Below are 23,382 nucleotides of genomic sequence, written 5' to 3'. Positions count from 1 at the left end.
TTGCCGTGCCGCCCCGTCCTCGCCCCTGAACGCGCCCGCGTGCCCGGTCCTGCCGTCTCTCCCACGGCGGTCCGGGCCGCGGGCGTCCGCACGTTTTCCGCAAGACCCAGACGAGAGGAACCTCCGTGTCCACCCAGTCCTTCACCCTCGACGACCTCAAGCGCATCCTCCTGGAGTCGGCCGGGGCCGACGAGAACGTCGACCTGGACGGCGACATCCTCGACACCGACTTCGAGGAGCTCAGCTACGAGTCGCTGGCCATCCTGGAGACCTGCGGCCGCATCGAGCGCGACTACGCCATCTCGCTGGACGACAGCGTGGTCACCGAGGCCAGGACGCCGCGCGCCCTGCTGGAGATCGTCAACAACCAGCTCGCCCAGTCCGCGCAGGCCGCCTGAGCCGCCGGCCCGCCCCGAGGCCGTACCCCTCACCCCCCACCCCGGTGCGCCGGTGCCCGCCCCCGAGCGGGGCACCGGCGCGCCCCCCGACATGCCCAGACATGCCCACACACCGTGACAAGGGAGCAGCAGTCATGTCCGACAAGCACGAGCGGGTCGCCCTCGTCTCCGGGGCCACCAGCGGAATCGGCCTCGCGGTGGCGCGGCTGCTGGCCCAGCAGGGTCACCGCGTCTTCCTCGGCTCCCGTGACGCCGACAACGTCGCCCGGACCGTCAAGGAGCTGACCGCCGAGGGACTCGACGTCGACGGCGGCACCCTCGACGTGCGCTCGGCGCTGTCCATCGAGAGCTTCGTCCAGGCCGCCGTGGACCGCTTCGGCCCCGTCGACGTCCTGGTCAACAACGCGGGCCGGTCCGGCGGCGGCGTCACCGCCGACATCGACGACGAGCTCTGGTACGACGTCGTCGAGACCAACCTCAACAGCGTCTTCCGGCTCACCCGCGCCGTCCTCACCACCGGCGGCATGCGGCACAAGAACCGCGGCCGGATCATCAACATCGCCTCCACGGCCGGCAAGCAGGGCGTGGTCCTCGGCGCCCCCTACTCCGCCTCCAAGCACGGCGTCGTCGGCTTCACCAAGGCCCTCGGCAACGAGCTCGCCCCCACCGGCATCACCGTGAACGCGGTCTGCCCCGGCTACGTCGAGACGCCCATGGCGCAGCGGGTGCGCGCCGGTTACGCCGCGGCCTACGCCACCACCGAGGACGCGATCATGGAGAAGTTCACGGCGAAGATCCCGCTCGGCCGCTACTCCACCCCCGAGGAGGTCGCCGGGCTGGTCGGCTACCTCGCGTCCGACACCGCCGCCTCCATCACCGCGCAGGCCCTCAACGTCTGCGGCGGCCTCGGCAACTTCTGACCGGCCCGCCCGCCCCCGTACCTTTTCCGAGGAGTTCACGCATGTCCGCATCCGAGCTGCGGGAAGTCGAGCACGAGATCACGATCGGGGCCCCGGCCGCCGACGTCTACCGGCTGATCGCCGACGTGGCGAACTGGCCGCGGATCTTCCCTCCGACCATCTACGTCGACCACCTGGAGCGCTCCGGCGACGAGGAGCTGATCCGGATCTGGGCGACCGCGGGCGGCGAGCCCAAGAACTGGACCTCGCGCCGCGTCCTGGACGCCGAGGCCCTGCGGATCACCTTCCGCCAGCAGGTCTCCACCCCGCCGGTCGCCACCATGGGCGGCACCTGGATCATCGAGCCGCAGGGCGACGGTGCCACGCGCGTGCGGCTGCTGCACGACTACACGGCCGTCGACGACGACCCGGCGAGCCTGCAGTGGATCGACGAGGCCGTGGACCGCAACTCGCGCGCGGAACTCGCCTCCCTGAAGACCAACGTCGAACTCGCCGCCGCCGCCGCGGAGCTGACGTTCTCCTTCGAGGACACCGTCGAGGTCGACGGCTCCGCCAAGGACGTCTACGACTTCGTCAACGAGGCGGGGCTGTGGTCCGAGCGGCTGCCGCACGTGGCGACCGTCCGGCTCACCGAGGACTCCCCGGGCCTGCAGACCCTGGAGATGGACACCCGCGCCAAGGACGGCTCCACGCACACCACGCGCTCGTACCGGGTGTGCCTGCAGGGCCGGAAGATCGCCTACAAGCAGACCACGCTGCCGGCGCTGATGAACCTGCACACCGGCTACTGGACGTTCACCGACACGGACACCGGAAGCACCGCCTCCTCGCAGCACACCGTCGTGCTGCGCCCCGAGAACATCGAGAAGATCCTCGGGCCCGGGGCGGGCGTCGCCGAGGCCCGGGAGTACGTGCGCTCGGCGCTGAGCACCAACAGCCGGGCCACCCTCGGCCACGCGAAGGCGTACGCCGAAGCGAGGCGCTGACCATGGCCGGCGCCGACGCTGCCGTGACGGACGTCGTCGTGGTCGGCGCCGGACCCGTCGGGCTGATGCTCGCCGGGGAACTGCGGCTCGGCGGCGCCGACGTGACCGTACTGGAGCGGCTGGACACCCCGACCACGGAGTCCCGGGCGTCCACGCTGCACGCGCGGACCATGGAACTGCTGAAGCAGCGCGGACTGCTCGACGGCCCGGACGGCTTCGGCGATCCGCTGCCGCCGCACGAGCCGCGCGGCCACTTCGGCGGGCTGCCCATGGACCTCACGCTGCCCAGCCCCTATCCGGGCCAGTGGAAGGTGCCGCAGGTGCGCACCGAGGAACTCCTCGGCGCCCGCGCGGCCCGCCTCGGCGTCCGTGTGCTGCGCGGCCACGAGGTCACCCGACTGACCCAGGACGAGGGGCAGGTGACGGTGACCGCCCGGCACGCCGGGCGGCCGGTCCGGTTCACCGCGCGCTACGTCGTCGGCTGCGACGGCGAGCGCTCGGCCGTACGCCGGCTCGCGGGCATCGGCTTCCCCGGTGACGACGCCGAGCGGGAGCTGATCCGCGCCGACGTCGACGGCATCGAGATCCCGAACCGGCGGTTCCAGCGGCTGCCTGAAGGGCTCGCCATCGCCGCCCGGCGCGGCGACGGCGTGACCCGGGTGATGGTCCACCGCTTCGGCACCCCGCCACGGGACGGCGAGGCACGCTTCGCCGACATCGTCGAGGCCTGGCGGGAGGTCACCGGCGAGGACATCGCCCACGGCACCCCGCTGTGGGTCAACTCCTTCGGCGACGCCTCCCGGCAGGCCGCGCGCTACCGCGTCGGCCGGGTGCTGCTCGCCGGTGACGCCGCCCACCAGCAGATGCCGATCGGCGGCCAGGCCCTCAACCTCGGCCTCCAGGACGCCGTCAACCTCGGCTGGAAACTCGCCGCGACCGTGCGCGGGCGCGCCCCCGAGGGACTGCTCGACACCTACCACGACGAACGGCACGCCGTCGGCCGCCGGGTCCTGTCCAACATCCGGGCCCAGGCACGCCTGCTGCTGGGCGGGCCGGAGGTCGAGGCGCTGCGCTCGGTGATCGGCGAACTGACGTCGTACGAGCGGGTGCGCGCGCACCTGGCGGGCATGATCAGCGGTTTGGACGTCCGTTACGGCACCGGCGAGGGACCCACGCTCGCCGGGACCCGGTTGCCGGACGCCGCCCTCCTGGGCACCACCGGACCCCGCTCCACCCTGGACCTGCTCCGCGAGGCCCGCGGCCTGCTGCTCGTGCTGACCGACGCGCCGGAGCCGTTCGCCCAGGTCGCCCGGCCGTGGTCCGGTGCCGTCGACACGGTCGCGGCCCGCCCGGCCGAGGCCGGCGCGCTGCCCGAGGCGGCCGCCCTGCTCGTACGCCCCGACGGATACCTCGCCTGGGCCGGCGACACCCCGGACGGACTCGACGCGGCGCTCGCCCGCTGGTTCACGCCCGGTCCGCGCACCGCACCGCACCGTACGCATCCCCACCGACAACACCACGTCAGGAGAACGAAGATGGGCAACCTGACCGGCAGGACGGCGCTCGTCACGGGCGCCAGCCGAGGCATGGGCCGGGCCACCGCGCAGCGGCTGGCCCGCGACGGCGCGCTGGTCGCCGTCCACTACGGCACCAACGAGGACGCGGCCGCCGAGGTCGTCGCCGGGATCGAGCGGGACGGCGGCCGGGCGTTCGCCGTACGCGCCGAACTCGGCGCCCCCGGCGACGTGCACGAACTGTTCCTCGCCCTGGAGCAGGGCCTGAAGGAGCGCACCGGCTCCACCGAGCTGAACATCCTGGTCAACAACGCCGGCGTGATGGGCGGGGTCAAGCCCGAGGACACCACGCCGGACATGTTCGACCGGATCTTCGCCGTCAACGCCCGGGCGCCGTTCTTCCTCGTCCAGCGCGCACTGACGAACATGCCCGACGGCGGGCGGATCGTGAACATCTCCTCGGGCCTGACCCGGTTCGCCAACCCCGACGAGATCGCCTACGCCATGAGCAAGGGCGCCGTCGAACAGCTCGCGCTGCACTACGCCAAGGCCCTCGGTCCGCGCGGCATCACCGTCAACAGCGTCGCCCCCGGTATCACCCGCAACGGCAACGCGCTGTTCGACATCCCCGAGGCCGTCGAGGCGATGGCGGCCCTGTCCACCTTCAACCGGGTCGGCGAACCGCAGGACGTCGCCGACGTGGTCGCCTTCCTCGTCTCCGACGACGCCCGCTGGGTCACCGGCTCCTTCGTCGACGCGAGCGGCGGCACCCTCCTCGGGTGACGCCGTGACCAGGACGCATCCCGCGCCCGCCGTCGGCGCCGCGGACGGGCGGTGGAGCCCCCGGCTGTGGGGGCTCCTGCTCGTGCTCGCCGGCAACATGCTCATCGACGCCCTCGAGGTGTCCGTGGCGGTCGTGGCGCTGCCCTCGATCGGCTCGGACCTCGGGCTGCCGCTGACGGACGTGCACTGGGCGATGACCGGCTTCGCCGTCGGCTTCGGCGGTCTGCTGCTGTTCGGCGCCCGGGTGGTGAGCCTGCTGGGGCGCCGCCGGGTCTACCTGGCGGCGCTGCTCGCCTTCGCCGCCGCCTCCGCCCTGAGCGCGCTCGCCCAGGAACCGGCGCTGCTCGTCGCCACCCGGCTGGTCAAGGGCTTCTGCGCGGCGCTGACCGCCCCCACCGGCCTCGCCATCATCGCCACCGCCTTCCCGCAGGGCCCGGCCCGCGACCGGGCGATGTCCGTCTACGCCCTGTTCGGTGCCGGCGGCTTCACGGCCGGCCTGCTGCTGTCGGGCTGGCTCACCGAGGTCAGCTGGCGGCTGGCCTTCGCGTTCCCGGCCCCCGTCGTGCTGGTCCTGTTCGCCTTGGGCCTCCGGCTGATCCCGGACGAGGACCCGGCCCCGGCGAGGACCTCCCCACGCCGCTACGACCTCACCGGCGCCGCCACCTTCACGGCGGCGCTCCTGGCCCTGGTGTACGGCATCGGCGCCGTGCCCGCGCACGGCTGGACGTCGCCCCGGGCCGCCGGGCCGCTCACCGCGGCCGTGGTGCTCCTCGCGGTCTTCGCGGTCGTCGAACGCATCACGCCCGCACCTCTGGTGCAGCCGCTGCGCGACGCCGCCCTGATCCGCTCGGCGCTCGGCGCGGCCTGCCTGAACGGCTCCTATCTGGGGCTGCTGTTCGTGCTGACCTACCAGATGCAGACCGTCGCCGGCTGGCCGCCGTCGACGGCCGCGCTCGCGCTGGTCCCGGCCGCCGCCCCAGCGGCGCTCACCGCGCTCGCCTCCGGCCGCCTGGTCGCCCGCTTCGGGGCACCCCGGCTGATCGCGGCCGGCGCCGCCTGCGCGTTCGCCGGGTACCTGCTCCAGCTCTCTCCCACCTGGCCGCTCCACTACCCCGCCCGGCTGCTGCCGACGCTGCTGCTGGTCGGGGCCGCCTTCGTGCTGTCCTTCGCCGCGCTGAACATGCAGGCGACCTCGGGGCTGAGCCCCGAGTGGCGCGGCGCGGCCGGCGGCCAGTACCAGACGGCCGTGCAACTGGCCGCCGCGGTGGTGGTCGCGGCCGTCGCCGCGCTGCTCGCCGCCGCCGCGGAACCCGGCGCCACCGCGGCCGAGGCCGTCGAGGCCTGCCGGCCGGCGCTGATCCTGGTGGCCGTGCTCGGCGGACTCGGAACCCTCACCGCCCTCACCGGCCTCAGGCGCCGCTGAGTCTCCCGACCGGGCCGGCCGCTCTCCGTCCACCCACCCACACCCAACGGGGCACGCAATGGACCAGACAACGAAGACCTGGGTCTTCGACGACCTCGACGATTTCGACGACCTGGACTACGAGTTCGAGCAGGACACCGTCGTCGACGTGGACCCGCCGGACCCCGCCCACCTGTCCGCCTGCGGCGAGAGCGAGCGGCTCCGGCTGATCGACGCGTACGTACGGGCCGAACTCGCCCGGGTGCTGCGGGTGCCGCCGCACACCATCGACACCGAGGGCCGCCCGATGAACAGCCTCGGCATCGGCTCCATCAACGGACTCGAACTCCAGCGCCGGATGGAGGCGGCCCTGCGCCTCGACGTCAACCTCAACATGCTGCTGCGCGCCAACAGCGCCGCGGAGCTCATCGAGTGCCTGTCCGGGCAGCTCGGCCCCGGGGACAGCCCGCACAAGCGCGGCGGGCAGGGCGCCCACCTGGTCTCGCACGACGGGCCGGGCACGACGTGATCCCGGAGCTGGTGGTCCGCGAGGGACCCGAGACCGCGAGGACGCGGCTGCCGGCCCCGGGGCAGCTCGACGTGTGGCTGGTGCGCCGGCCCCGGCTGGAGACGGCGGCGGAGCTGCTGGACCTGTCCGAGCTGGACGACGCGGAACGCCGGCGCACCGCCTCCTTCGTCCGCCCGACCGACGGCATCACGTACGCGTCCGCGCATGTCGCGCTGCGCCGGCTGCTCGGCGGGTACCTGGGCCTGGCGCCGCGTGCGGTGCCGTTCGTGCGGGAGCCCTGTCCCGGCTGCGGCAAGCCGCACGGACGGCCCGCCGTCGCGCACCCCGATCCGCCGCTGCACTTCTCCCTGGCGCACAGCCACGGCGTGGCCGTCGTCGCCGTCGCCGCCACCGTGCTCGGCGCCGACGTGGAGCGGCTGCCGAGGGACGAGACCGTCGAGGTGTGCGCCCCGGCACTGCACCCGGGGGAGCAGGAGGAGCTGGCGGGCCTGCCCGTCGAGGAGCGGCGTGCGCTCTTCGGACGGATGTGGACCCGCAAGGAGGCCTACCTCAAGGCGCTGGGCACCGGCCTGTCCCGGGACCCGGGCCATGACTACCTGGGGGCCGACCGGCGCCGCCGCCCACCGGGCTGGACCCTGCTGGACCTGCCGTCCGGGCCTCGCCACAACGCCGCCGTCGCGGTGCTGGGCGGGCCGCCCGAGCGGGTCACCGTGCGCTGGGTGCCGCCGACCGCGCTGTACGCCGGCGGGACGGTGGACCTGGACGCCGACGGCTCGCACACGCACGAACCTGACTGGGGAGCGTGAGAGGCACCACATGACGACCGACCAGAAACCCGACCGGAAAGCCGATCAGAAAGCCCATCAGAAAGCCGACCAGAGCGCCCCCGCCGCCGACCGGCCGAGCCTGCACGACCGCGAGCACCGCGGTCAGTGGAGCGCCGCGGAACGGCTGGAGGAACTCAGCCTGATCAAGCAGGCCGCCCGGCACGGCGATCCGCTGGCCACCGAGCGGCAGCATGCCAAGGGCAAGCTCACCGCCCATGAGCGCATCGAACTCCTGCTCGACGAGGGGTCGTTCACCGAGGTCGAGATGTTGCGTCGGCACCGGGCCAGCGGCTTCGGGCTGGAGAAGAAACGTCCTTACACCGACGGGGTGATCACCGGCTGGGGCACCGTCCACGGCCGTACCGTCTTCGTCTACGCCCACGACTTCCGCATCTTCGGCGGCGCCCTCGGCGAGGCCCACGCCCAGAAGATCCACAAGATCATGGACATGGCCATGGCGGCCGGAGCGCCGCTGGTGTCGCTCAACGACGGGGCGGGCGCCCGCATCCAGGAGGGCGTCAGCGCGCTCGCCGGCTACGGCGGCATCTTCCAGCGCAACACCCGCGCCTCGGGCGTCATCCCGCAGATCAGCGTGATGCTCGGCCCGTGCGCCGGCGGCGCCGCCTACAGCCCCGCCCTGACCGACTTCGTCTTCATGGTCCGCGACATCGCCCAGATGTTCATCACCGGACCCGACGTGGTCAAGGCGGTCACCGGCGAGGAGATCACCCAGAACGACCTCGGCGGCGCCGACGTCCACGCCACCACCTCCGGCGTCGCCCACTTCGCCTACGACGACGTCCGTACCTGCATGGAGGACGTGCGCCACCTGCTCTCCCTGCTGCCGGCGAACAACCGCGACCTGCCGCCCCGGATGCCGAGCGCGGACACCGCCGACCGGCGCACCGACCGGCTGCTGGACCTGGTGCCCGAGGACCCGAGCCGGGTGTACGACATCCGGTCCGTGATCGAGGAGATCGTCGACGACGGCGACCACTTCGAGGTCCACCCGGACTGGGCGACCAACGTGGTGTGCGCGCTGGCCCGGCTGGACGGAGAGGTCGTCGGCATCGTCGCCAACCAGCCCGCCTCCTACGCCGGGGTGCTCGACATCGACGCCAGCGAGAAGGCGGCGCGCTTCGTGCAGTTCTGCGACGCCTTCAACATCCCGATCGTCACCCTGATCGACGTGCCGGGTTTCCTGCCGGGCGTCGACCAGGAGCACAACGGGATCATCCGGCGCGGCGCCAAGCTGCTGTACGCCTACTGCAACGCCACCGTGCCGCGCATCTCGCTGGTGCTGCGCAAGGCGTACGGCGGCGCGTACATCGTCATGGACTCCCGGTCCATCGGCACGGACCTGGCACTGGCCTGGCCCTCCAACGAGATCGCGGTGATGGGCGCGGAGGGCGCGGCGAACGTCATCTTCCGCCGGGAGATCGCCGGCTCGGACGACCCGGACACCACCCGCGCGCAGAAGATCAAGGAGTACCAGGCGGAGCTGATGCATCCCTACTACGCCGCCGAACGCGGACTGATCGACGACGTGATCGACCCCCGGGACACCCGGGGGGCCCTCGTCCGCGCCCTGTCGATGCTGCGCAGCAAGCAGGCCGACCTGCCGTGCCGCAAGCACGGCAACCCGCCGCAGTGAGCACGCGGGACGCGCTGGTCATCAAGGTCGTCAAGGGCACGGCGACCCCGGCCGAACTCGCGGTCCTGACCAGCGTGCTGCTCGCCCGTGCCGCCGCCCTCGCGGCCGTCGGCCCCGGCCTGCAGGACCAGGCCCCCCACCCCACGGCGGGCTGGCGCCGCCCGGAACGCGTCCCGGCGCACCGCGACCCGCGGGGGTGGCGGGTGTCGGGCAGCCGGGCGGCGTAGGCGCGCCACCCCAGGTGCCGTCGAACGCCCCCTCAGCGAGGGGCGCTGCCGAAACGGAGCTTCTTCCCCATGACCTTGCCGCACCACGAACAGAGCGACACCATCACGCTCCCGCGCGCCGAACTCGGCGCGCTGCGGGAGCGGTTGCGCGCACTGGGCGACCGGGCAGAGATCACCGAGCTGATCGACCGGTACGTCACCCTGCTCGACGCCCAGGACGCCGGCGGGTACGACGAGAGCTGGCCCCGCACGGTCTTCACGGACGACTGCCGGCTGGAGTTCCCGGTCGGCACCGTGCGGGGTCTTCAGACCGCGGCCGCCTTCCACTTCGACCGCAAGTCACGCTTCGCCCGCACCCACCACCTGGCCTCGAACTACGGCATCACGCTGGACGGCGACCGGGCCCGCGTCCGGGTGCACATCCTCGCCTCCCACGTCCACCACGACGACGGCCCCGACCCCGGGGGCCGCTTCGACATCGGCGGCTGGAGCGAGGGCGAGACCGTGCGCACCCCGCGGGGCTGGCGGATCAGCCGCTGGCGGTTCCACCTGGTGTGGTCCGACGGAGCGGGGCCGCGCCCGGGTCCCGCACCGGCCACGCTGCGCAGCTCCCAGCCACGCCCGCGCACCGCCCCCACTCCCAGAAAGGACGACACCGTGTCACGGACTTCGGCCGCCGGCCTCGACCTCGGCGCCCTGCGCGCCGCCTCCGGCGAGGACCGGCTGCGGGCCATCGAGGCGTTCGTCTCCCGCACCCTGGAGACCTACCTCGACGTCCCGCCCGCCCACCGCGTCCACCGCGACCGCCCGCTCTACGCCCAGGGCATCGACTCCCTGACCGCTCTGGCCTTCCAGCGCAAGCTGGAGAACGCGCTGCGGATCCCGGTGCCCACCCACCACCTGCTGCGCGAGCAATCGGTCAGCGAGCTCGCCGCCACCCTCGACGACCTGCTCACCCACGCGGAGCGCCGGGAGGCCGCCACGGCGTCCGTGTAGGCGCTCCGGCACGCGGGTGTGCCGCCACCGAACGGGGGCGGCATCCGCGCCGCCGACTTCCCTCACCCATCGGGCCGTCGGCGGGGTGGCCGGTGTAGGAGGATGACGCGACGGGACCGACGCAGGCAGACCCGTGCGCCGGGGACCCCCGTGACGGCCCGTCCCGAGCACCCCTCACCGACCCCCCGGCGGAAGGCCGCACTTGAGCACCGAACGCATCCTGGTGACCGGCTGCACCGGTTTCATCGGCTCGCACGTCCTGCCCGTGCTGCGGGCGGCCTCCGCCGCCCCGCACGGCCCCGCCCTGAGGCTCCTCACCCGTCGCCGCCCCGGTCCCGACGGCCAGGGCGCGGGCCCGCAGAGCGTGCACGGCGACCTCGCGGACCCGGCCTCGCTGCACGGCGTCTGTGAGGGCGTCACGACCGTCCTGCACCTCGCGGCCCGGATCGGCGGCACCCCGCAGGAGTGCCGGACCGTCAACGAGGAGGGCACCCGCGCCCTGCTCGCCGAGGCGGAACGGGCGGGCGTACGCCGGATCGTGCAGCTCGGCACCGCCGCCGTCTACGGCGACGGACCGCACCGCGGCGCACGCGAGGGCCGGGTCGCCGAGGCGCCGGTCTCCCCGACCAGCGAGACCCGCCTCGCCGGGGAACGCATGGTCCTGGCCGCCGGCGGCACCGTCGTGCGCCCGTTCCTCGTCTACGGCGAGGGCGACACCTGGGTCGTGCCCGGCCTCGTCCAGCTGCTGCGCCGCCTGCCGCACTGGGTGGGCGGCGCCGACTCCCGGCTCTCCCTGATCTCGGCGCCCGTCCTCGCCCGGGCCCTGGCCGAACTGGCCCTCGCGCCCGAGGCGCCGGCCGGCGGTGTCCTGCACGCCGCGCACCCCGAGACCGTGACCCTGCGGGAACTGCTCACGACCGTCTGCGGCGCCCTGGACCTGCCCCTGCCCGACGGGGAGATCACCCTCGACGAGGCGCTGGCCCGGCTCGACGCCCACGGCCCCGCCGCCCGGCGCCCCTTGGCCCTGGTCACGGTCGACCGCTGGTACGACACCGACGCCCTGTGGTCCCGGCTGACCACCACCCCCGGAGCCCCTTTCGCCGAGGCGTTCGAGGAGTGCGCCCCCTGGTACCGCCGGGCTGTGGCCGACGCGGGGCGGCACGCGGCGCCGGACCTCAGCCGGTGATGACGCCCCGCAGCGCCCGCACCAGCGCCTGGGCGCGCGGGTCGGCCGTCACGCTCTTGCGGAAGCCGTTGGTGACATAGCCGAAGGCGATGCCCGCGTCGGGGTCCGCGAAGCCCAGCGAGCCACCGCGGCCGGGATGGCCGAAGGAGGCGTCCGACAGCAGCGGGGACGCGCCGCCGTGCAGCATGTAGCCGAGCCCGAAGCGGGTTCCGACCACGAGCACCCGGTCCGGCCCCGCCGACTGCTCGCCGCGCGCCAGCTCCACCGTCTCCGGCGTGAACAGCCGTACCCCGCCGTCCACCTCACCGATCAGCGAGGCGTAGAAGCGCGCGAGGCCGTCCGCCGTCGCGATGCCGTTGGAGGCGGGCAGGACGGCCGAGCGGTAGACGGGGTCGTTCTCGTCCGGCGGGGGCGCTATCGCGCCGAAGGCCCGGCGGGTGACGGAGGCCGGGTCGGCGTAGGCGTCGGACACCGCCCGCTTGGGCCGGGTCCTGAGCGCGTTCGCCGCGTCCGGGGCCTCGACCTTGCCGACCCGGCCCACGCGCCCGGCCTCCCGCTCCGGCAGCCCGAGCCACAGCCGGGCCCCGAGCGGCCCGGCGATCTCGTCGGCGATCCACTCCCCGGCCGACCGCCCACTGACCCGTCGGACCACCTCGCCCACCAGCCAGCTGTAGGTGTGCGCGTGGTAGCCGTGCGCGCTCCCCGGCGTCCACACCGGTGCCTGCGCGGCCACCGCCGCAGCGCCGAGGTCGGGGTCGGTGGCCTCGGCGACGGTCAGCGGCCGGTCCAGGACGGGCACCCCGGCCCGGTGCGAGAGCAGATGCCGTACGAGGGTGCGCTCCTTGCCCGCCGCCTTGTACTGCGGCCACACCTCGCCGACCGGCGCGTCCAGGTCCAGCTCGCCCCGCTGCCGCAGCAGCAGCAGGACGGCGGCGGCGACGCCCTTGGTCACCGAGCGCACGATCTGGGCGGTGTCGTGCTCCCACGGAGCCGTACCGTCGACATCCTTGGTGCCGCCCCACAGGTCGACCACCTTGTGGCCGTCCCGGTAGACGGTCACGGCCGCACCCCGGTCGCCGAGCGCCTCGAAGTTGCGCGCGAACGCCGTCCTGACCGGCTCGAAGCCCTCGGCCACTGTGCCGTTCACGTCCACGTCCGCACTCCGTCCACTCCACTCGCCCGCGACATCCGGTGCAACGCCGACGGCCGGCCCGGGATTCCTGCGTCCGGCCGGGTCCGCCTCATCCCAGCAGGACCGTGACGTCGATGTTGCCGCGGGTGGCGTTGGAGTAGGGGCACACCTCGTGGGCCTCGTCCACCAGCTTGGCCGCGATCTCCGCGTCGAGGACCGGCAGCGAGACGCTCAGGGCGACGGCGAGGCCGTAGCCGCGCCGCTCGTTGGGGCCGATGCCGACCTTGGCGGCCACCGTGGACCCGGTGAGGTCGTAGCCCGACCGGTTGCCGACCAGGATCAGGGCGTTGTGGAAGCAGGTGCTGTAGCCGGCCGCGAACAACTGCTCCGGGTTGGTGCCGTTGCCGTCGCCACCCAGCTCCGGCGGCATCGCCACCTTCAGCTCGATCTGCCCGTCCTGGCTGGTGACATAGCCCTCCCGGCCGCCGTGCGAGGTGGCCTCGGCGACGTAGGTGATCTTCCGCGGGCGGGTGTCGGTGGTGGCGCCGTCGGTCAAGGGTGGCCTCTCCCCAGCAAAGAAGGTGAACCCGGCAACTACTTCGTGCCCAAGGTACTGGCCGGGAATCCGCTTTATTACCGGGGGGTAGCCACGGGGGCGATGCGGGCCACCGCACCGCCCCTGCCGCTCAGGCGCCCGTCGCCACCGAACGCGGGTCGAAGCCGAAGGGCAGTTCCAGACGGTGGGCGCGCATCAGGACGTCGTCGGTGAGCAGTTCACCGGTCGGCCCGTCCGCCGCGATCACCCCCTCGCTGAGGATCAGCGCGCGCGGGCAGAGCTCCAGGGCGTACGGCAGATCGTGCGTGACCATCAGCACGGTCACGTCCAGGGCGCGCAGGATGTCCGCCAGTTCGCGCCGCGAGGCGGGGTCGAGGTTGGACGAGGGCTCGTCCAGCACCAGGATCTCCGGCTCCATCGCGAGCACCGTCGCCACGGCCACCCTGCGCCGCTGCCCGAACGAGAGATGGTGCGGCGGTCGGTCCTGGAGCCCGGCCATCCCGACCTGCTCCAGCGCCCGCTCCACCCGGGCCGTGAGCTCCGCCCCCTTCAGCCCGGCCGCCGCCGGCCCGAAGGCCACGTCCTCCCGGACGGTCGGCATGAAGAGCTGGTCGTCCGGGTCCTGGAAGACGATCCCGACCTTGCGCCGGATCTCCGCCATGTGCGCCCGGTCGACGGGCAGCCCGGCGACCCGCACCGAGCCCGTGCCCCCGCCGAGGATGCCGTTGAGGTGCAGCACCAGCGTGGTCTTGCCGGCGCCGTTCGGCCCGAGCAGCGCGACCCGCTCGCCGCGCCCGATGCGGAAGTCCACGCCGAACAGGGCCTGATGGCCGTCGGGGTAGGCGAAGGCGAGGCCGGAGACCTCCAGGGAATGTTCCGTCACAGCACGAGTCACAGCACCCATCCCAGCAGACAGACGACCAGGGCCGCACACGGCAGGGCGAGGGCGTACGACCACTGCGCCCGGGACGCGGTCACCTCGTCGATCACCGGCATGACGCCGGAGTACCCCCGGCTGACCATCGCCAGATGGACCCGCTCGCCGCGTTCGTAGGACCGGATGAACAGCGCGCCGGCCGACTTGGCCAGCACCCCCCAGTGGCGTAGGCCCCGGGCCTCGAAGCCGCGCGACTCCCGCGCGATCCGCATCCGCCGCATCTCGCCGGTGATGACGTCGCCGTAGCGGATCATGAAGGACGCGATCTGCACCAGCAGCGGGGGCAGCTTCAGCCGCTCCAGGCCGAGCAGCAGTTCCCGCAGTTCGGTGGTGGCGGCCAGCAGGACGGACGCGGCGACGCCCAGGGTGCCCTTGGCGAGCACGTTCCAGGCGCCCCACAGGCCGCTGACGCTCAGCGACATGCCCAGCACCTCGACCCGCTCGCCCTCCGCCACGAACGGCAGCAGCACGGCGAACGCGACGAACGGCACCTCGATCAGCAGCCGCTTCGCCAGGAAGAGCGCCGGTACGCGCGCGAGCACGGCCACCGTCGCCAGCAGCACGGCGTACGCGGCGAAGGCCCACATCGCCTCGCGCGGGGTCGACACCACGACCACCACGAAGGCGAAGGTCGCGGCGAGCTTGGTGTGCGGCGGCAGGGCGTGCACCGGTGACGGTGTCCGCCGGTAGAGCTTGTGGGCGTGCCCCGCACCCATGTCAGACGCTCGTGCTCGTGGGCGACGCCGCGTCCGTCTCGTCCGTACGACGCCGGCGCACCGCCCAGAAGATCGCGCCGCCCGCGACCACGGTCACGCCGACGCCGATCACACCGGCGAGCCCGCCGGAGACCCGGGCGTTGTCGACGTCCCTGACGCCGTAGTCGGCGAGCGGGGAGTCGGCGTTGTGGTGTTCCTCGGCGGACGCGGCGAAGCCCTTGTCCTCGGCGACCTTCTCCAGGCCGTCGGGGCTGGCGGAGGCGTAGAAGCTGACGACCCCGGCGAGCACGAGGGAGGTGGCCAGACCGCTCAGCAGCAGCGTGCGGTGGGAGGTCCGGTGCGCGGGGACCGGGGCCTCGGCGGCCGGGACGTCGACGAGTTCGCCGCCGACCCGCAGCTTCAGTGGCCGGCGCAGGTCCCGCGCGCCGTGGACGAGGTCAGGCCGTACGGCGACGACGGCGCCGACGGTCAGCGCGGTGATCACCGCCTCGCCGATGCCGATCAGGACGTGCACGCCCACCATGGCGGTGGCGACCTTGCCGATCGGGACGTCGGTGGTCCCGCCGATCGCGTAGAACGCCGTGAAGGCGAGCGCGGCGGCCGGCACCGACACCAGCGCGGCCACGAAGGAGGCGGTGGTGAGGGACCGCCGGGTGCGCGGCAGCAGCTTCACCAGGCCGCGGAAGACGACGTAGGCGACACCGACGCCGACCACCGACATGTCGGTGATGTTCACGCCGAGCGCGGTCAGGCCGCCGTCGGCGAACAGGACGCCCTGCATGAGCAGGACGACGGATATGCACAACGCCCCGGTCCAGGGGCCGACCAGGATCGCGGCGAGGGCGCCGCCGAGCAGATGGCCGCTGGTTCCGGCGGCGACCGGGAAGTTCAGCATCTGCACCGCGAAGATGAACGCCGCCACCAGACCGGCGAGGGGCGCGGTCCGCTCGTCGAGTTCACGGCGCGCGCCGCGCAGGCTCACGGCGACGGCGCCGGCGGCGACGACCCCGGCCACGGCGGACGTGGGCGCGTTGATGAATCCGTCAGGTACATGCACGCTTCGATGATGTGGCTTAATGCGAACCTATTGCAAGAGCGAGGTTCTCCCCGTTGTGAACATGAGATAAGCCGTTCCGTCAGGCGTAATCCAGGAAATATGGGACATTGGATGGGTAGCGGATGCATAGTTTCCGCTCCGGTGACGCACGGTGAAAGGGCCGTCCGATGTCCGTGGTCGAGCAGTACGCACGCGCCCATATCGTCACGGACACGGATGTCCAGCTGCTGGACGAACGGGGAGCGATTCCGGTCGTCCTGCGCTACGACCCCGACCGCGATCCCCGCGCCGTGCGCATAGGCCTGCCCGGTCCGCACGAGTGGACCTTCGCCCGTGAACTCCTCGAACGCGGCCTGCGCGCCCCGGCCGGCTCCGGCGAGGTCCGGGTGTGGCCGTGCGGGCGGGTGCAGGCCGTCGTCGAGTTCCACTCCCCGCAGGGCACGGCGGTCGTCCAGTTCGACACCAAGGCGCTGATCCGCTTCCTGCGGCGCACCTACATGGCCGCCGCCACCCCCGTCGGCTGACGCGGACGCCGCCCCGCCGGTCAGCCCTGCTTCAGCAGCGCCGCCACGATGGGCCCCGCCGTCTCGCCGCCGTGCCCGCCCGACTGGACGACACCGGCCGCGGCGAGATCGCCCCGGTAGGCGGTGAACCAGCCGTTGGGCTTCTTCTGCCCGTCGACCTCGGCGGAACCCGTCTTGGCGCCGACGTCACCGGTGACCCCCGCCATCGCCTCCGCCGCCGTGCCGTACGCCGCCGTGTAGGCCATCAGCCCGCGCAGCTTCGCCAGCGTGTCCGCGGACATCGTGCGGGAGGCCGTTGCCAGCGTGCGGTCGTCCACGGACGGGGCCACCAGATACGGCTGGTGGAAGACGCCCGCCTTCACCGTCGCCGAGACCGAGGCCATGTTCAGCGGGTTCATCCGCACCCCGCCCTGGCCGATGAGCGACGCCGCCATCGACGCGGCCGACTGCACCGGCACGGCACCGTCGAAGGTGGGCACACCGATCGCCCAGTTGTTCAGCGACAGGCCGAAGACCTGCTGCGCCTGCCGGGTGAGGTCGTCGTCGTCCAGCTTCGGCGCCTGGCTGATGAACGCCGTGTTGCAGGAACGGGCGAAACTCGCCGTGAACGTGCCGCCCTTGATCTCGAACTTGTCGTCGTTCTGGAACTTCCAGCCGCCGTACGTGAAGTACTTGGGACACGGATGCGTCTTGTCCGGCGAGGCCAGCCCCTTCTCCAGCAGCAGCGACGAGGTGATGACCTTCATCGTCGAACCGGGCGCCAGCGAGCCCTGGAAGGCGGTGTTGAAGCCGGGGTTGGAGTTCGCCACCGCCAGGATCTCGCCGGTCGAGGGCCGCAGGACGACCACCGAGGCACGGGAGCGCGAGCCGACCTGCTGCTCCGCGGCCTGCTGCAGGCTCGCGCTGAGCGTCGTGCGCACCTCGCCCGGCGTGCCCTCGCTCAGCTCCAGGACCGTCTTGTCGGACAGCTTCTGCTTCTCGGAGGCCTTGCCGCGGACCACCCGGAGCTCGACCCCGGCCTTGCCGCCCGCCGTCTTGCCGTACTTCTCGCGCAGTCCGTCCAGGACCGGCCCCAGCGACGCGTACTTCTCCGTGGACAACTCGTCGCCGTCGCGGTCCAGCGCGGTCACCGGCGGCGTGCCCGCCTCGCCGGTGACCAGCCGGTCACCCTCGCGCAGATCGGGGTGCAGGACCGACGGCTTCCAGCCCACCAGCGGCTCGCCGTCCGCGGCCCGGCGCACCACCGTCAGCGAACTCCGGTACGTCAGCGGCTTGCTGACGCCCCGGTACGACACCGTGCCCTTCACCGTGAACGGCACGCTGTCGCCGGCACGCGCACCCGGGGTGAGCGTGAAGTCCTTGATGCGGGCGTCCTTGGCGTACGCGGCCAGCAGCGCCTTCGCCGCCGTGGCGTCGTCGGTGGCGTCCGCCGCGCCGGCCACCTCGCCCCGCTGCCAGGCCGTGAGGAACGCCTGGGCCGTGCTGCCGACCTCCTTCGCCGACAACGGGCCCGTCTTGACGGACCGCTCCCGCCCGGCGGCCGTCGTGGACGCGCCGTCCTCGCCCGAGGAGCCCGTGCCGAACACCGCGTACGCACCGAACCCGGCGCCGGCCACGACCACGGCGATCACACCGCCGATGACGGCGGGACTCGTCTTCCGTCGCTCGGCGACGCGCCTTCTCTTGCCCACTGCTTCCCGATCCTCCGCGCAATCCCCGGGCCCCGCCCTCGCGAGGCACGGCCCTTACGGCCGTACCGGCCGCGTGGTCGTCACAGTCCCCAACGACGGCACCACCCTAGAGTCCCCGCCTGAGCGGGTGACGTCAGCCACCCGCGCGCAGCACGGCCGCCACGATCGGACCCGCCGCCTCGCCGCCCCGCCCGCCCTGCTGGGCCATGGCCGCCGCCGCGACGTCGTCGCGGTAGCCAGTGAACCAGCTGTCCGCCTTGGCGTTTCCGTCCACCTCCGCCGAACCGGTCTTCGCGCCGATCTCGCCGGACAGCCCCGACATCACGGAGGCGGCGGTGCCGCTGGTGGCGGTGCGGTTCATCATGGCGCGCAGCTGGGCGGCGGTGTCACCGGACAGGCCCTGCGCCTTGGCCAGTTCCCGTCCGTCCAGGCTCTGCGGCACGATCACCGGCTGCCGGAAGGCGCCCGTCCTGGCGGTCGCCGTGATCGAGGCCATGTTCAGCGGGCTCATCTGCACCTGGCCCTGGCCGATCAGGTTGGCGGCGGTGTCCGGGCCGCCCGCGGCGGGCACCGAGCCGTCGAAGGAGGGGACGCCGACCTTCCAGTCGTCGCGCCCGATCCCGAACCGGTCCTGGGCCTCCCGGGTCAGCGAGTCCACCTTCACCTCGTCCGCGAACTTGATGAAGGCGGTGTTGCAGGAGCGCGCGAAGCTCTCGGAGAGCGTGGCGCCCTCGTTCGGGGTCATGCCCTCGAGGTTGTGGAACGTCTGGCTCTCCGAGACGGCGTTCGGCGGACAGGGCGCCGGACCGTTCATGCTGGTGATGCCGTTGTCGATGAGGGTCGCCGCACTGACGATCTTCATCGTGGAGCCGGGCGCCACCTGGCCGAGGAAGGCCGCGTTGAAGCCGTCCGCGCGGTTGTTGGCGACCGCCAGGATCTCGCCGGTGCTCGGCTTGACGGCGACGACCGAGGACTCGTCGTACCGTCCCACCGCCCGCTCGGCGGCGGCCTGCACGGTGGCGCTCAGCGTCGTCGGCAGCTTGCCGGGCCTGCCCTTGGAGAGGGTCAGCAAGGGGGTGTCGGCCGCCTCGGTGGCGGTGTGCCGGACGGCGAGCTCGACGCCGGGCGTGCCGCCGGTCCGGTCGCCGTAGCGGGCGCGCAACTCGTCCAGGAGCGGACCGAGGGAGGGGTACTTCTCCTTCGACAGCACCGTGCCGTCGCGGTCCACCGCCTCGACCTCCGGGGCAGCGGACTCCCCGGTGACAAGGATGTCACCGTCCTTCAGACCGGGGTGCACCACGGACGGCTCCCAGTCGACCAGCGCCCGCCCGGTGCTCTCCCCGCGCACCACGGTGAGCGTGCTCCGGTACGCCAGCGGCTTGGACTTCCCGCCGTACGACACCGTCGCCCGGACGGAGAACGGCACCGTCCGCCCCCGCGTCGCGCCGGGTGTGATCTTCACGTCGGTGAGATGGGCGTCCTGCCCGAACGACGTCAGGACCGGCTCGGCCGCCTCCTCGAAGTTCGTGAGGGACGCCGCCCGCGTGCCCTGCCCGCTCTCCCAGGCCGCGAAGAACGCCCGGCTCGCCTCCTTGACCTCCGCGCCGCTCGGCGGCCCGCTCCGCAGCGGCTCGCCCTGGGCCGCGGGTGCGGTCCCCCCGTCGTCGCTCAGCGCGGAGACGAAGTTGTACGCGCCGTACCCGGCCCCCGCGACCATCACCGTGAACACACCGCCGACGACGGTGGCCTTGACCCCCTTGCGCATGAAGCGCCCCCTCCCCGTGGACAGACCTCCGCACTGTAAGCGCGCGCTGTGACAGGTGTGAGGGGAGTTCTCAGATCGTTAGGACGATCATTCGTCCCCGCTGCTCTGCCGCGAGCGCGAGTTCCGGCTCGCGCTGCGGGCCAGTTCGCCGGCGAGCAGCGTCACCTTGGCGACACCCCGTGCCCAGCGCGGAGCGTCGCCCCGAGCCGCCCAGAAGACACAGACGCAGCCCCCGACGAGCAGCAGGAGGAGGACCGAGAGGATGACGAGCATGCTTACCCCGTTTCGTGTGACGGCGGTGGTGTGGACTTCCCCCTGCTACACCCAGGTGTCCAGCCACATCCGCGACCGCCAGTCGTCCAGAGGGATGGACTCGCCTGTGTAGATGGGCCAGAAGTAGATGAAGTTCCAGGCGATCAGCAGGACCAGGACGCCGGCTCCCGTGGCGCCCGCCACCCGGCGGGTGTCCGTGGAGCCCGGGGGGCCGACCAGGGCGCCGATCAGCATCGCGACGGCCAGGCAGAGGAAGGGCACGAAGACCACGGCGTAGAAGAAGAAGATCGTGCGCTCCTGGTACAGGAACCAGGGCAGGTAGCCGGCGACGATCGCGCAGGCGATGGCGCCCGCGCGCCAGTCGCGGCGGAAGAACCAGCGCCACAGCACGTACAGCAGCGCGAAGCAGCCCACCCACCACAGCATCGGGGTGCCGAGCGCCAGCACCTCGCGCGCGCACTTGTCACCCGCGTCGACCGGGCAGCCGTCCGCGCCGGGGGCGGGGGACTCGTAGAAGTACGACACCGGGCGGCCGGTGACGATCCAGCTCCACGGGTTGGACTGGTAGGTGTGCGGCGAGGACAGGCCGACGTGGAACTCGTACACCTGGCTCTCGTAGTGCCACAGGCTGCGCCACCAGTCCGGGAACAGCCACGACCAGGCGCTGTCCTTGCCGTCGGTGGTGGCCCAGTTGCGGTAGTAGCCGCCCGAGCCGTCGCCGGAGGACAGGATCCAGCCGGTCCAGGAGGCGAGGTAGGTGACGATCGCGACCGGGACCGTCGACAGGAACGCCCAGCCGAGATCGTGCTTGACGACCGCCTTGTACGGGTGCCGGGCACCCGCCACCTTGCGGGCGCCGACGTCCCACAGCACCGCCATGACGCAGAACGCGGCCAGGATGTACAGGCCGTTCCACTTGGTGCCGATGGCCAGGCCCAGCATCAGGCCCGCCGCGATCCGCCACGGCCGCCACCCGATGCGGGTGTCCTCCGCCGTCCGCGCGTCCGGCCGGGCCAGGCCCCCGGGGTCCACGGGCAGCGCGGCGGCCAGTTTCGCCCGTGCCCGGTCCCGGTCGACGAGCAGACAGCCGAACGCCGCCACCACGAAGAACATCAGCACGCCGTCCAGCAGCGCGGTGCGGCTCATCACGAAGTGCAGCCCGTCCACCGCCACCAGCGCGCCCGCGAGGCAGCCGAGGAACGTGGAGCGCAGCAGCCGGCGCCCGATGCGGCACAGCAGCAGGACCGACAGCGTGCCGAGCAGCGCCGTCATGAACCGCCAGCCGAACGGGTTGAACCCGAACATCAGCTCGCCGAGCCCGATCACGTACTTGCCGACCGGCGGATGCACGACGTACGCCGCGTCCGTCGGGATGGGCACGTCGCCGTTCTGGGACAGGATGAGGTCGTTGACGTTCTTGTCCCAGTTGACCTCGAAGCCGCGGTGGACCAGCGCCCACGCGTCCTTGGCGTAGTACGTCTCGTCGAATATCACCGCCTTCGGGCTGCCCAGGTTCCAGAACCGCAGCACACCCGCGAACAGCGTCACCAGCAGCGGCCCGCCCCAGCCCGACCAGCGGCCGATCCGCGTGGCCAGCGGGTACCGGATGCCGAGCGCCGCCCACAGCCGCGGGCTCGGCTCGGCGTACGGCGGCACGAGGCGGTCCCGGACGTCGACGCGGGGCCCGGCGGGCGCGTATCCGAAACGGCGCAGCCGCTGCTGCCACGACGGTTGCCGCTCGTGGGAGGCCTGGTCCTGCCGGATGTCCGTGGAGGACGCGGTACTGGTCACCGCGCCATCGTAGGGAACCCGTCTGTGGGAGTCCCGTGGACGGCCCCTGCGAGGATGGAAACGTGACAGGAACCCTTGTTTTGGCAGGCACCCCCATCGGCGACATCACGGACGCGCCGCCGAGGCTCTCCGAGGAACTGGAGCGGGCCGACGTCGTCGCCGCCGAGGACACCCGGCGGCTGCGCCGGCTGACCCAGGCGCTGGGCGTGACGCCCAAGGGCAGGGTGGTGTCGTACTTCGAGGGCAACGAGGCGGCGCGTACGCCGGAGCTGGTCGAGGAGCTGATCGGCGGGGCACGGGTGCTGCTCGTCACGGACGCCGGGATGCCCTCCGTGTCGGACCCCGGGTACCGGCTGGTGGCGGCCGCGGTGGAGCGGGACGTCCGGGTCACCGCGGTGCCGGGGCCGTCCGCCGTGCTGACCGCTCTGGCGCTGTCCGGGCTGCCGGTGGACCGCTTCTGCTTCGAGGGGTTCCTGCCGCGCAAGGCGGGGGAGCGGCTGTCGCGGCTGCGGGAGGTCGCGGGCGAGAGGCGGACGCTGGTCTACTTCGAGGCCCCGCACCGCCTCGACGACACGCTGGCGGCGATGGCCGAGGCGTTCGGCGCGGATCGGCGGGCGGCCGTCTGCCGGGAGCTGACGAAGACGTACGAGGAGGTACGGCGGGGCCCGCTCGGGGCGTTGGCCGAGTGGGCGGCCGAGGGGGTGCGCGGAGAGATCACCGTGGTGGTCGAGGGCGCCGCCGACAAGGGGCCCGAGGACGTCGGCCCCGAGGAGCTGGTGCGGCGGGTGCGGATCCGGGAGGAGGCCGGCGAGCGGCGCAAGGAGGCCATCGCGGCGGTGGCCGTGGAGGCGGGGGTGCCCAAGCGGGTGGTGTTCGACGCCGTGGTCGCGGCGAAGCGTGAGCCCTGAGTCGCGTATCCGTGCCAACCGCCGGTAAAGGGTGACGGGGCCAACGGCAAGACACCTCCAAGTCCCGCCCAATACTGGACAGAAGGCGTGCTTCCGGGCCTCCTCGGGAGTCCACTGGGTGAGGGAACGGAACCCGTTCCCCCAGCGGACGACAGGAGCTGGCATGAGCGAGATCGCAGGGCACACCGGCCTTCGCAACGGGGCGACCGCCGTGGTCAACGAGTCGTATTCGTTCGCCTGCATGCGATGCGGGCACGGGTGGGAACAGTCGTACGAGATAGAGCACCACGTCGACGGCGAGGGTCGTCAGTTCGTCCTGTACGTGGCCGACGGGCGGATCGTGCCGTCGCCGCTGAGCCGGCCGGGCTGCCAGAACTGCGACGGGCACGTGGTGCGGATCATGCGGGCCGGTCAGGTGTCGTCGGCGCGCGAGGCGGGGCTGCGGCAGCCGTCCGCGGGGGCGGCGGCCGGTCCGGTCGCGGTGCCGCGGCCGGCCGGCGAACCCGGGGCGCACGGCGAATCCCGGGCGCACGGCGAGCAGCATCACTGGCACCTGTCCGACCTGCTGCACGTCTTCCAGCGCAAGGCGGGCTGACCTGATCCGGGGCAT

The 23,382-nt window shown here is 72.9% G+C and carries 23 protein-coding genes; 14 read left to right on the top strand and 9 right to left on the bottom strand.

Translation table 11 applies throughout. From position 1 onward, the window contains the following. The first annotated feature begins 125 nt into the window (after positions 1-125). The 11 genes from ACZ7LV_RS33240 to ACZ7LV_RS33190 all read left to right on the top strand — a co-directional run bounded on the left by ACZ7LV_RS33240 (position 126) and on the right by ACZ7LV_RS33190 (position 11,422). Positions 126-398: an acyl carrier protein gene (locus ACZ7LV_RS33240; protein ID WP_401681662.1), complete on the top strand. Its 273-nt coding sequence runs from the start codon at positions 126-128 to the stop codon at positions 396-398. Between the two features lie 134 nt (positions 399-532). Then, positions 533-1,318 carry a 3-oxoacyl-ACP reductase FabG gene (fabG, locus tag ACZ7LV_RS33235; RefSeq protein WP_471944907.1) on the top strand — a complete coding sequence of 262 codons (786 nt, stop codon included), beginning with the start codon at positions 533-535 and terminating at the stop codon, positions 1,316-1,318. 41 nt (positions 1,319-1,359) lie between these two features. Then, a complete protein-coding gene (locus ACZ7LV_RS33230) occupies positions 1,360-2,304 on the top strand; it encodes an aromatase/cyclase (protein WP_471944906.1) in 945 nt (314 codons plus the stop codon). A gap of 2 nt (positions 2,305-2,306) precedes the next feature. Further along, the gene (locus ACZ7LV_RS33225; protein WP_471944905.1) at positions 2,307-4,601 is read left to right on the top strand and encodes an SDR family oxidoreductase; all 2,295 of its coding nucleotides are present in this window, start codon (positions 2,307-2,309) and stop codon (positions 4,599-4,601) included. A 4-nt stretch (positions 4,602-4,605) separates the two neighbouring features. Then, positions 4,606-6,024 (top strand): MFS transporter, encoded by a 1,419-nt coding sequence (locus ACZ7LV_RS33220; RefSeq protein ID WP_471944903.1) that lies wholly within the window; start codon positions 4,606-4,608, stop codon positions 6,022-6,024. 58 nt (positions 6,025-6,082) lie between these two features. Beyond that, on the top strand, positions 6,083-6,532 hold the full coding sequence (locus ACZ7LV_RS33215) for an acyl carrier protein (RefSeq protein ID WP_471944901.1): 450 nt from the start codon (positions 6,083-6,085) through the stop codon (positions 6,530-6,532). Beyond that, positions 6,529-7,338 carry a 4'-phosphopantetheinyl transferase family protein gene (locus ACZ7LV_RS33210; RefSeq protein ID WP_471944899.1) on the top strand — a complete coding sequence of 270 codons (810 nt, stop codon included), beginning with the start codon at positions 6,529-6,531 and terminating at the stop codon, positions 7,336-7,338. The genes ACZ7LV_RS33215 and ACZ7LV_RS33210 overlap by 4 nt, the downstream gene beginning before the upstream one ends. Positions 7,339-7,348: 10 nt before the next feature. Continuing rightward, positions 7,349-9,013: an acyl-CoA carboxylase subunit beta gene (locus ACZ7LV_RS33205; RefSeq protein ID WP_471944897.1), complete on the top strand. Its 1,665-nt coding sequence runs from the start codon at positions 7,349-7,351 to the stop codon at positions 9,011-9,013. Further along, entirely contained in the window at positions 9,010-9,240 is a 231-nt protein-coding gene (locus ACZ7LV_RS33200; RefSeq protein ID WP_471944895.1) for an acyl-CoA carboxylase subunit epsilon, read from the top strand. Before ACZ7LV_RS33205 ends, ACZ7LV_RS33200 begins: the two co-directional genes overlap by 4 nt. Before the next feature lie 69 nt (positions 9,241-9,309). Further along, on the top strand, positions 9,310-10,236 hold the full coding sequence (locus ACZ7LV_RS33195) for a nuclear transport factor 2 family protein (RefSeq protein WP_471944893.1): 927 nt from the start codon (positions 9,310-9,312) through the stop codon (positions 10,234-10,236). Positions 10,237-10,438: 202 nt separating this feature from the next. Further along, positions 10,439-11,422: an NAD-dependent epimerase/dehydratase family protein gene (locus ACZ7LV_RS33190; RefSeq protein WP_471944891.1), complete on the top strand. Its 984-nt coding sequence runs from the start codon at positions 10,439-10,441 to the stop codon at positions 11,420-11,422. Here ACZ7LV_RS33190 and ACZ7LV_RS33185 read toward each other — a convergent pair. The 5 genes from ACZ7LV_RS33185 to ACZ7LV_RS33165 form a co-directional block, all read right to left on the bottom strand. Continuing rightward, positions 11,412-12,575, bottom strand: coding sequence for a serine hydrolase domain-containing protein (locus ACZ7LV_RS33185; protein WP_471944889.1), 1,164 nt, complete (start codon positions 12,573-12,575; stop codon positions 11,412-11,414). The genes ACZ7LV_RS33190 and ACZ7LV_RS33185 overlap by 11 nt on opposite strands. A gap of 88 nt (positions 12,576-12,663) precedes the next feature. Next, on the bottom strand, positions 12,664-13,110 hold the full coding sequence (locus ACZ7LV_RS33180) for an organic hydroperoxide resistance protein (protein WP_471944887.1): 447 nt from the start codon (positions 13,108-13,110) through the stop codon (positions 12,664-12,666). 130 nt (positions 13,111-13,240) lie between these two features. After that, the gene (locus ACZ7LV_RS33175; RefSeq protein ID WP_471944885.1) at positions 13,241-14,014 is read right to left on the bottom strand and encodes an energy-coupling factor ABC transporter ATP-binding protein; all 774 of its coding nucleotides are present in this window, start codon (positions 14,012-14,014) and stop codon (positions 13,241-13,243) included. Next, on the bottom strand, positions 14,002-14,763 hold the full coding sequence (cbiQ, locus tag ACZ7LV_RS33170) for a cobalt ECF transporter T component CbiQ (protein ID WP_471944883.1): 762 nt from the start codon (positions 14,761-14,763) through the stop codon (positions 14,002-14,004). Before cbiQ ends, ACZ7LV_RS33175 begins: the two co-directional genes overlap by 13 nt. A 1-nt stretch (position 14,764) precedes the next feature. Beyond that, complete coding sequence (locus ACZ7LV_RS33165) at positions 14,765-15,820, bottom strand: energy-coupling factor ABC transporter permease (RefSeq protein ID WP_471944881.1); 1,056 nt, start codon at positions 15,818-15,820, stop codon at positions 14,765-14,767. A 167-nt stretch (positions 15,821-15,987) separates the two neighbouring features. Between ACZ7LV_RS33165 and ACZ7LV_RS33160 the strand changes: the two genes are divergently transcribed. Continuing rightward, positions 15,988-16,344 (top strand): SsgA family sporulation/cell division regulator, encoded by a 357-nt coding sequence (locus tag ACZ7LV_RS33160; RefSeq protein ID WP_471944879.1) that lies wholly within the window; start codon positions 15,988-15,990, stop codon positions 16,342-16,344. Between the two features lie 20 nt (positions 16,345-16,364). On the opposite strand, the gene ACZ7LV_RS33155 is transcribed toward ACZ7LV_RS33160, so the two are convergent. The 4 genes from ACZ7LV_RS33155 to ACZ7LV_RS33140 all read right to left on the bottom strand — a co-directional run bounded on the left by ACZ7LV_RS33155 (position 16,365) and on the right by ACZ7LV_RS33140 (position 21,864). Further along, positions 16,365-18,035 (bottom strand): penicillin-binding transpeptidase domain-containing protein, encoded by a 1,671-nt coding sequence (locus tag ACZ7LV_RS33155; RefSeq protein WP_471944878.1) that lies wholly within the window; start codon positions 18,033-18,035, stop codon positions 16,365-16,367. Between the two features lie 133 nt (positions 18,036-18,168). Then, the gene (locus ACZ7LV_RS33150) at positions 18,169-19,800 is read right to left on the bottom strand and encodes a penicillin-binding transpeptidase domain-containing protein (protein ID WP_471944876.1); all 1,632 of its coding nucleotides are present in this window, start codon (positions 19,798-19,800) and stop codon (positions 18,169-18,171) included. Positions 19,801-19,887: 87 nt separating this feature from the next. Then, positions 19,888-20,073: a hypothetical protein gene (locus tag ACZ7LV_RS33145; protein WP_471944875.1), complete on the bottom strand. Its 186-nt coding sequence runs from the start codon at positions 20,071-20,073 to the stop codon at positions 19,888-19,890. Between the two features lie 45 nt (positions 20,074-20,118). Continuing rightward, positions 20,119-21,864, bottom strand: coding sequence for a dolichyl-phosphate-mannose--protein mannosyltransferase (locus ACZ7LV_RS33140; RefSeq protein WP_471944873.1), 1,746 nt, complete (start codon positions 21,862-21,864; stop codon positions 20,119-20,121). 62 nt (positions 21,865-21,926) lie between these two features. Between ACZ7LV_RS33140 and rsmI the strand changes: the two genes are divergently transcribed. Together rsmI and ACZ7LV_RS33130 are read left to right on the top strand one after the other, a co-directional pair. Further along, on the top strand, positions 21,927-22,772 hold the full coding sequence (gene rsmI / locus ACZ7LV_RS33135; protein ID WP_471944871.1) for a 16S rRNA (cytidine(1402)-2'-O)-methyltransferase: 846 nt from the start codon (positions 21,927-21,929) through the stop codon (positions 22,770-22,772). A gap of 163 nt (positions 22,773-22,935) precedes the next feature. Continuing rightward, positions 22,936-23,367: a hypothetical protein gene (locus ACZ7LV_RS33130; RefSeq protein WP_471944870.1), complete on the top strand. Its 432-nt coding sequence runs from the start codon at positions 22,936-22,938 to the stop codon at positions 23,365-23,367. Positions 23,368-23,382 lie beyond the last annotated feature (15 nt).

The sequence above is a fragment of the Streptomyces sp. NPDC107562 genome, from assembly GCF_055657325.1.
Note: the sequence above shows the minus strand (reverse complement) of the source record. Positions and strands in the feature narration are given on the sequence as shown.

What these genes read in the sequence shown, in the direction of transcription:
- ACZ7LV_RS33145 (WP_471944875.1), bottom strand. Translation starts at nt 20,073, where the DNA reads ATGCTCGTCATCCTCTCGGTCCTCCTCCTGCTGCTCGTCGGGGGCTGC.
- ACZ7LV_RS33195 (WP_471944893.1), top strand. Translation starts at nt 9,310, where the DNA reads ATGACCTTGCCGCACCACGAACAGAGCGACACCATCACGCTCCCGCGC.
- ACZ7LV_RS33215 (WP_471944901.1), top strand. Translation starts at nt 6,083, where the DNA reads ATGGACCAGACAACGAAGACCTGGGTCTTCGACGACCTCGACGATTTC.
- cbiQ (WP_471944883.1), bottom strand. Translation starts at nt 14,763, where the DNA reads ATGGGTGCGGGGCACGCCCACAAGCTCTACCGGCGGACACCGTCACCG.
- ACZ7LV_RS33175 (WP_471944885.1), bottom strand. Translation starts at nt 14,014, where the DNA reads ATGGGTGCTGTGACTCGTGCTGTGACGGAACATTCCCTGGAGGTCTCC.
- ACZ7LV_RS33150 (WP_471944876.1), bottom strand. Translation starts at nt 19,800, where the DNA reads ATGCGCAAGGGGGTCAAGGCCACCGTCGTCGGCGGTGTGTTCACGGTG.
- ACZ7LV_RS33230 (WP_471944906.1), top strand. Translation starts at nt 1,360, where the DNA reads ATGTCCGCATCCGAGCTGCGGGAAGTCGAGCACGAGATCACGATCGGG.
- ACZ7LV_RS33205 (WP_471944897.1), top strand. Translation starts at nt 7,349, where the DNA reads ATGACGACCGACCAGAAACCCGACCGGAAAGCCGATCAGAAAGCCCAT.
- ACZ7LV_RS33130 (WP_471944870.1), top strand. Translation starts at nt 22,936, where the DNA reads ATGAGCGAGATCGCAGGGCACACCGGCCTTCGCAACGGGGCGACCGCC.
- fabG (WP_471944907.1), top strand. Translation starts at nt 533, where the DNA reads ATGTCCGACAAGCACGAGCGGGTCGCCCTCGTCTCCGGGGCCACCAGC.
- ACZ7LV_RS33160 (WP_471944879.1), top strand. Translation starts at nt 15,988, where the DNA reads ATGTCCGTGGTCGAGCAGTACGCACGCGCCCATATCGTCACGGACACG.
- ACZ7LV_RS33225 (WP_471944905.1), top strand. Translation starts at nt 2,307, where the DNA reads ATGGCCGGCGCCGACGCTGCCGTGACGGACGTCGTCGTGGTCGGCGCC.